Raw genomic sequence first — 7089 nt, 5'->3', positions numbered from 1 at the left:
TCATCACCTAACTTGCGTAGGGTTGTGTTCACTAAATTCATGGCTGGGGAGCCGATAAAACCCGCCACAAACTTGTTCTGTGGTGCGTTGTACAAGTTGGTCGGCGTGTCCACTTGCATAATGTTACCTTGATTTAATACACAAATTCGGTCGCCTAAAGTTAAAGCTTCCGTTTGATCGTGCGTGACATAAATCATGGTCGCAGGGTTACCTTCATCTTTAAGAGACTTGTGTAGTTGTGCGATTTTCACACGCATCGAAACACGTAGTTTGGCATCAAGGTTGGATAGAGGCTCATCAAATAAGAATACGTCCGGTTTACGAACAATGGCTCGTCCCACCGCGACACGCTGACGCTGACCACCCGACATTTCTTTAGGCTTACGATACAGGAGATCAGTAATTTCTAGTTTTTCAGCGGCATCTTCTACGCGTTGTTTGATCTCTTCTTTTGGTCGCTTTTGCATTTTCAAACCAAAGGCCATATTATCGAAGACCGTTTTGTGTGGGTACAACGCATAGTTTTGGAATACCATGGCAATACCACGCTCTTTAGGCGCTAAATCATTCACCACTCTATCGCCAATACGCACTTCCCCTGCTGAGATATCTTCTAAGCCAGCAATCATTCGTAATGTGGTAGATTTGGCGCAACCAGACGGCCCAACAAATACCATGAACTCACCTTCGTGAATATCTAAGTCAATTCCGTGTACGGCTTTAAAACCATTATCGTACTGTTTTTCTACTTTACGCAGGTTAACTGTTGCCATTTGAAACTCCGAATACGGGTTAAATCTTGATAGGTAAAAATCTTTTTAGCCAGTGACTGGAGCTCTCAAGTTACTGGCTAAAAAGACGTAAACGTTAATCATTTAGGGTTTATGTTTAAAACATAGGTACTCTGATATTCAGAGCACCTTTCATCTGTATCACTGCGTCAACCACGAGTTTATAAACGGTGTTATACAGCGTGGTTATAAATGGTGATATAGAGTGGGTTATGTCGGTGCTACATCGGTTGGCTACATCGCTTATTTACACGCTTTAACCAATGCACGAACTGGCTTCTTATCTTCGTTAATTTCAACACTCCATAAATATTTGCCATCCTCTGGAATATTAACGGTTGTGTTTTTTGCAAAGCCACCGCGTTTTAGTGCTTTCTCATAACCTGCCGTCATCGACATGCCAGCTGCGGTAAATTGTGGAGACCAGCCCATCGTTGCGAACTGCAAACTTACGTTGCCCGCTTTTTCTTCGCTTACCACTTGGTAAATACCTTTGCCTTTATGCGACATTTGACGGTTTTCCATGTGGATCCACTGACCATCAGGGAAAGTGCCTATAACATAAAGTGAAGGACGAATTGGCCCGCGATCTTCCACCGTGGCGAGATTACAATCGGCGAAAGGACCTGTTGCTTTCATTTGATCAGCTGCTGGCGTGTCAGCTGTGCTCGCACAGCCCATTAACGCTGAAGATAAAAGTGCGGCTACAAGTAGAGTACGTTTCATTGTCATTTCCTTATTATTTTTTATATATGTAGGGTTCTATTCCGTTTTAGTCATCGCGAGTTAGGGCTTTAATTTTTTAAAGCTCTCGCTTCGGCAACCTATAAACGAAATAGTCTCGCTATTAAGCTCTTTTTCGGTACCACCGATCTTTTGTCTGTATCAAGTTCTAACGATTTAGAGTTTGGACGGGGGTTACTGTTTTTTTGATGAGTTAATTTGTTCAATACGGCTAAGTTTTTATAATAAGAACGTGCATCTTTCGCCGGATAACCGAACAGATCACTATTGGCAGGGAAAGAGTGGCTCACACCTGATTTGGCTTTAATAACGGAGTTTTTCCCGATAGTAAGATGCCCTGCGGTACCGGCTTGACCATGTACAATGACATGATCTTCCAAAGTAGTGTGGCCCGCAAAACCAGCCTGAGATACCAGTAAACAATGCTGACCTATTTTGCAGTCATGCCCTATTTGCACTAGGTTATCTATTTTGGTTCCACGACCAATAACGGTGTCGCCTAAAGTGCCTCTGTCGATGGTGTTATTACAGCCAATTTCAACTTCATCACCAATGATCACTCGACCCACACTTTCCACGCGTTCATAACGGGTGTTGTGCCCGGTCATGTATTCGAAGCTGTAATTACCAATGGAGTTGTTAGAGTCAATGGTGACATTGTTACCAATCACAGTGCCTTCTTTGATGACTGTATTGGCATGAATTGCAACGTTATTGCCGATTGTTACACCGTTCATGATTTTAACACCGGGCATGAAATGGCAACCTTCACCTATTTGACAATGCTTTCCGATATAAACATCGGGAGTATCTGATGTATTCCCTTGATCAAATAATTGATATTTTTGAACTTTATAATGACGCATTAGTTGATTGAGCTTCTCAGCTTCGAGCTTCTCAATCACGATTTTTGTTTTTGCTTTAGTCTGTAAAACGGCTTCTGGCCCAACAATGACATCAGCCAAAGTTTCAGATAGCCCTTTTAAATCGGCTTTAGCAAAGACAATGGCTAAGCCGCCCTCTTCTACGCTGGAAACTGGGCGAATCTTCGATATTTCTACCGTGTTATCACCTTCAATTTTTCCACCAACGATTTGGGCGATATCTGAAACTTTGATCATAATATTACTCTGTCATTTGAGTTGTGATTAATACCACTTAGAAGCGGTAAAGCGCTTGTAGGTACATTGTTTCTTGTTCTACAGTTTTCTCTTCGCCTTTCAGCTTAGAGAAGGTCTCTGTGTCTTTAGCCCACTCAAGTTCGCCTTTTACCAACCAATCGTCGCCAATTGCTTGCTCATAGCCTAAAGTTGCCTTACGAATATCTTTGAAGAAAGTTTCGTTCTTTGCCCAACCGTCTGTATGTTTCGTTTCGTTTTCACCAATACGAGCACGAACGTACATAGTGCCGGCTTCTTCAAAGCTGTACTGAACGATTGGTTCAATATACATCTCGGTGAAATCGCTGGCTTCATTGAGTGAACCGTTTCCGGTTTTCGCTTTATTTTCTTTAACTTGATAGTAGAGCTCAGCTGCAACTTCCCACTGACCAAAGCGCTTGTAAGGTTTAAATAAGAGGCTGTAACCTTCCTCTTCACGAGAACCCCAAGCACTCTTATCTGAATCGTTGTATAGGTACTCTAGGTTTGAATAGAAGCCCGCTGAATATTCATTATTCCAGTACGTAAGGTATGGACGAATACTGTGCTCAGCTTTCGTGGTTTTCAAGCCGTCTACTTTCGCAGAAGTAACAATATCACCCTTTGTATATTCCAACTCATAGATCAAGCCCGTTCCCCAACCATTTCCTAGCTGAAAACTTTTATTTAATGATAATAAGTGCTTATATCCATTTTCTGTTTCTGCGTATGCGCCTTTCTTTTTCTTACGATTTTCAAGTTTGAACGCGTAAAGTGCGGTCGCATTCCACGCAGCGTTGTTATAGAAGACGTTAAACACTTCATGAGTCGTTGTACGCTCTTTAGACTTGCCACCACCCCATGATGCAAAATCAGTGATGTTTTTCTCTTCGACTTCAATCGATGTTCCAACATGCCCACCAAATTTTAAAGCGTCATAAAAAAAGATATCACTTGGAGACATAGTTCGGTCATCAGCAGCCGAAGCGCCAGCACTAATAAGTAGAGTGTTGGTGATCACTACAGACAATAATGTTTTTTTCACGGTCATTCCTTATTGATTCTTCACTGAATCATTTGTTGTTATTTGTAGGGTTATTTTTGTTCACTGTTTCTCTTTATCTATCCACTGTGTCTCTTGATAGGCTTGCTGATTTCGCAACATTTAACCAGAAAAACATAGTCGTCCGTAATGAACGCCTATTTATTGTTCTAGAATTATAAATGTTTTGCTTCCTATTGAATTTAGAAATGAGAGATCAATCACCCTTGACTGCGGAGATTATTGATCACCATCACAAACGGTAGGCTTTTCATTAATCTAAGTATCAAAATGAACAAAGCACCGTTTAAAACCCCCAATAAACAAGACATAAAACCCTATAGCTACCAGATGTAAAAAGCACAAACAGAAGGTGATAACTGTCACAAATACGCTGGTATTTTAACCAGGTAATGTTGACATATTGTCGGCGAGACATAACATAGTAGTACTTAACGAACGACTACTATGATTTTAAATAGCGCGGTGTCAGTATGAAAAATTCAGGAATGAAAAAGAATCTATTCGCGGCAGCCTTAATGGCGGCAACGTTAACGACCAGTACATTAACGGCTGCAGCAGATGCAAACGCAGACACAATTCAGCCAGAAAATGGGGCTGAGTTGTTAATCTGGACCGACAAAACAACACTCGACTACATGGAGTACGCCGCTCAGTCCTTTAATAAGGAGTTAGGATACGATATTGATTTTTCATTCCGTGGGTTAGCGCCTATCGATGCCGCTTCTCGTTTGATTCAGGATGGCGGCTCTGCTCGCGTGGCAGATGTAGTCGAGATTGAACATGACTTATTGGGGCGATTAGTCGTGGCAGGTGGGGCGATGGAGAATCTGGTATCTGCCGAACGTATCTCGAATACTTTTATGCCAAATGCGATTAATGCGTCTCAAGCTGAAGGGGTGAGCTATGGCTTCCCAGTTAGCTTCGCCACTACCGCTCTGTTCTACAATAAAGATTTACTGACTAAAGCACCTGAAACTTTTGAAGAAATTATTGAATTTTCAAAAACTTTCAACAATAAGCAAGAGCATAAATACGCACTGCTTTGGGACATACAGAACTATTACGAGTCTCGTATGTTTGTCACGCTTTACGGCGCATACGAATTTGGTAATAACGGTACCGATGCAAAAGACATCGGCATCAATTCTGAAAAAGCCCAACAAGGCTTAGAAGCAATGAAAACCCTGCAAGTGGCCAACAATTCAAATCCAGTTGATATGCGCAACCCGCAAGTACGTCGTGGCTTATTTAATGAAGGAAAAGTCGCCGCTATTATCGACGGCCCTTGGGCAATCGAAGGGTATCAAGAATCAGGGATAAATCTTGGTGTTGTACCTATGCCTAAATTAGCAGGCCAACAACCACGCACTTTTGCAACTGTTCGTCTTGCGGTTGTGTCTTCTTACACTGAGTATCCGAAAGCCGCACAATTATTTGCTGACTACCTTACTTCCGACGCGATGCTGAAAAAACGCTATGAGATGTCAAGAGCACTCCCTCCGATCCAGTCAGTTATGGAAGAGATCATTGTTGATGCCGATGAAGCCACTTACGCCATTATTACGCAAGGTTTCTACTCAGACGCAATGCCATCGATTCCTGAAATGGGCTTCATTTGGTCACCAATGGCCAGTGCTATTACAGACTACTGGGTAAACGATAAACCTGCGAGTTCTGTTCTTGACCGTGCGCTTTCGATCATCGAAGAACAAATAGAATTACAAGAGTAACCTCTGAACTCCCGTCGCGACTTACAAGCGACTTAGCTCATGCGCTGTGTCATAAAGCCACAGCGCTAGTTCAGGGCGTGACCAGAAAACGAATACATAACGACAACCTAAACAATAGAGATAAACAATGTTGTTAACAGAGAATCAGCCGGCATCGCGAATGCCCGCTTCACTCCTTATTATGGGGAGTACACAGATCGTAAAAGGTCATTGGATAAAAGGCGGTGTATTTTTAGCCATGCAGCTAATCACATTGTTGATTCTCCCGGAGCTGTTGGCCTCGCTAAAAGGCTTAGTCACTTTAGGAGATGTCGCTCAAGTTCGTGAAGGCTTTAAAATATTACAGGGCGATAACTCGGTCTTTATGTTGGTCGAAGGGGTCATAGCCCTACTCTACAGCTTCTTATTCATCTGTCTGTACATCGCTAATGTCCAAGATGCAAAAGTCAGCCTTAAGTCACGACTGAACCTTCGAGAACAATTTAAAGACATTTACGACCAAAAGTTCGCGTTCATCATGCTATCGCCAGCTTTTATTGCCAGTATCGCATTCATTATTTTACCAATCATAATTACGGTACTCGTCTCTTTCACTAACTATTCGGCACCTCATCATATCCCACCAAGAAACCTTGTAGATTGGGTGGGGTTTAAAAACTTTGTTTCACTATTTGAACTGAAAATATGGTCGAGCACTTTCTTCGGTGTCGCTTCTTGGACGGTTCTGTGGGCATTTTTTGCCACCATATGTACTTGTGGGTTTGGTTTTTTACTGGCGCTTGCGCTACAAAATCGAAACATTAAAGCAAAAAAAGCATGGCGCTTTATCTTTATTCTCCCTTATGCCATTCCTGCTTTCGTGACCTTATTGATGTTCCGCTTGCTACTGAATGGTATTGGACCAGTCAACGCAACGTTAAACTCGTGGGGCTTTGATTCGATTGCCTTCTTATCAGACCCTTTCACCGCAAAAATTACCGTTATCGCGGTGAGTGTTTGGGTTGGCGCACCTTACTTTATGCTGCTTATTGCAGGGGCACTGACTAACATTTCAAGCGAACTTTATGAAGCCAGTGAAGTCGATGGTGCAAGCAAGTTCCAGCAATTTAAAGAAATCACCCTGCCTATGGTGTTGCACCAAGTGGCCCCATCGTTGGTCATGACCTTTGCCCATAACTTCAATAACTTTGGGGCGATTTACCTGTTAACCGAAGGGGGTCCTATCAACCCTGAATATCGATTCGCAGGACATACCGACATTTTGATCACTTGGATTTACAAGCTCACGCTCGACTTCCAGCAGTATCAAATCGCTTCGGTTATCTCAATCATTATCTTCTTGTTCTTGTCTGGTATTGCGATATGGCAATTCAGCCGCATGAAGTCATTCAAAGACGATGTAGGTATGTAACATGGCTAATTTAAATAGTACGAATAAGTTAATTAACATGGACAAATACATTGGAAAAATAGGCACCCTAGTCGTGTACCTATTTCTCATTGCCAACGCATTATTAGTACTTGGACCAGTGATTTGGACAGTGCTAGCTTCATTCAAAACAGGGAATAACTTATTCAGTTCTTCTTTCACAAGTATTGACTTTACGCTCGACCACTAC

At 42.3% G+C, this 7089-nt stretch carries 6 protein-coding genes and 1 pseudogene; 3 read left to right on the top strand and 4 right to left on the bottom strand.

Going from position 1 to position 7089, the window contains the following annotated elements; all coding sequences use genetic code 11:
* The 4 genes from AB4653_RS11765 to AB4653_RS11750 form a co-directional block, all read right to left on the bottom strand.
* On the bottom strand, positions 1 to 773 hold a 773-nt coding region (locus AB4653_RS11765), incomplete at its 3' end, for an ABC transporter ATP-binding protein (protein ID WP_372104224.1).
* Between the two features lie 261 nt (positions 774 to 1034).
* Positions 1035 to 1517 carry a glycosidase gene (locus AB4653_RS11760; RefSeq protein WP_009847624.1) on the bottom strand — a complete coding sequence of 161 codons (483 nt, stop codon included), beginning with the start codon at positions 1515 to 1517 and terminating at the stop codon, positions 1035 to 1037.
* A 98-nt stretch (positions 1518 to 1615) separates the two neighbouring features.
* Positions 1616 to 2656 (bottom strand): UDP-3-O-(3-hydroxymyristoyl)glucosamine N-acyltransferase, encoded by a 1041-nt coding sequence (lpxD, locus tag AB4653_RS11755; RefSeq protein WP_009847625.1) that lies wholly within the window; start codon positions 2654 to 2656, stop codon positions 1616 to 1618.
* Positions 2657 to 2693: 37 nt separating this feature from the next.
* A complete protein-coding gene (locus AB4653_RS11750; RefSeq protein ID WP_009847626.1) occupies positions 2694 to 3725 on the bottom strand; it encodes a hypothetical protein in 1032 nt (343 codons plus the stop codon).
* 500 nt (positions 3726 to 4225) lie between these two features.
* On the opposite strand from AB4653_RS11750, the gene AB4653_RS11745 reads away from it, so the two are divergent.
* The 3 genes and pseudogenes from AB4653_RS11745 to AB4653_RS11735 all read left to right on the top strand — a co-directional run.
* Positions 4226 to 5470, top strand: a complete 1245-nt coding sequence (locus tag AB4653_RS11745) for a maltose ABC transporter substrate-binding protein (RefSeq protein ID WP_009847627.1) — start codon at positions 4226 to 4228, stop codon at positions 5468 to 5470.
* A 127-nt stretch (positions 5471 to 5597) separates the two neighbouring features.
* Positions 5598 to 6881 (top strand): carbohydrate ABC transporter permease, encoded by a 1284-nt coding sequence (locus tag AB4653_RS11740; protein WP_009847628.1) that lies wholly within the window; start codon positions 5598 to 5600, stop codon positions 6879 to 6881.
* A gap of 37 nt (positions 6882 to 6918) precedes the next feature.
* Positions 6919 to 7089: pseudogene (locus tag AB4653_RS11735) on the top strand (sugar ABC transporter permease); the annotation flags it as partial.

It is taken from the genome of Vibrio sp. 10N.222.48.A3 (genome assembly GCF_041475345.1).
Taxonomy (GTDB): Bacteria; Pseudomonadota; Gammaproteobacteria; order Enterobacterales; family Vibrionaceae; genus Vibrio; species Vibrio tasmaniensis_A.
This window is presented reverse-complemented; position numbering and strand designations above follow the sequence as displayed.

What these genes read in the sequence shown, in the direction of transcription:
- AB4653_RS11760 (WP_009847624.1), bottom strand. Translation starts at nt 1,517, where the DNA reads ATGAAACGTACTCTACTTGTAGCCGCACTTTTATCTTCAGCGTTAATG.
- lpxD (WP_009847625.1), bottom strand. Translation starts at nt 2,656, where the DNA reads ATGATCAAAGTTTCAGATATCGCCCAAATCGTTGGTGGAAAAATTGAA.
- AB4653_RS11750 (WP_009847626.1), bottom strand. Translation starts at nt 3,725, where the DNA reads ATGACCGTGAAAAAAACATTATTGTCTGTAGTGATCACCAACACTCTA.
- AB4653_RS11745 (WP_009847627.1), top strand. Translation starts at nt 4,226, where the DNA reads ATGAAAAAGAATCTATTCGCGGCAGCCTTAATGGCGGCAACGTTAACG.
- AB4653_RS11740 (WP_009847628.1), top strand. Translation starts at nt 5,598, where the DNA reads ATGTTGTTAACAGAGAATCAGCCGGCATCGCGAATGCCCGCTTCACTC.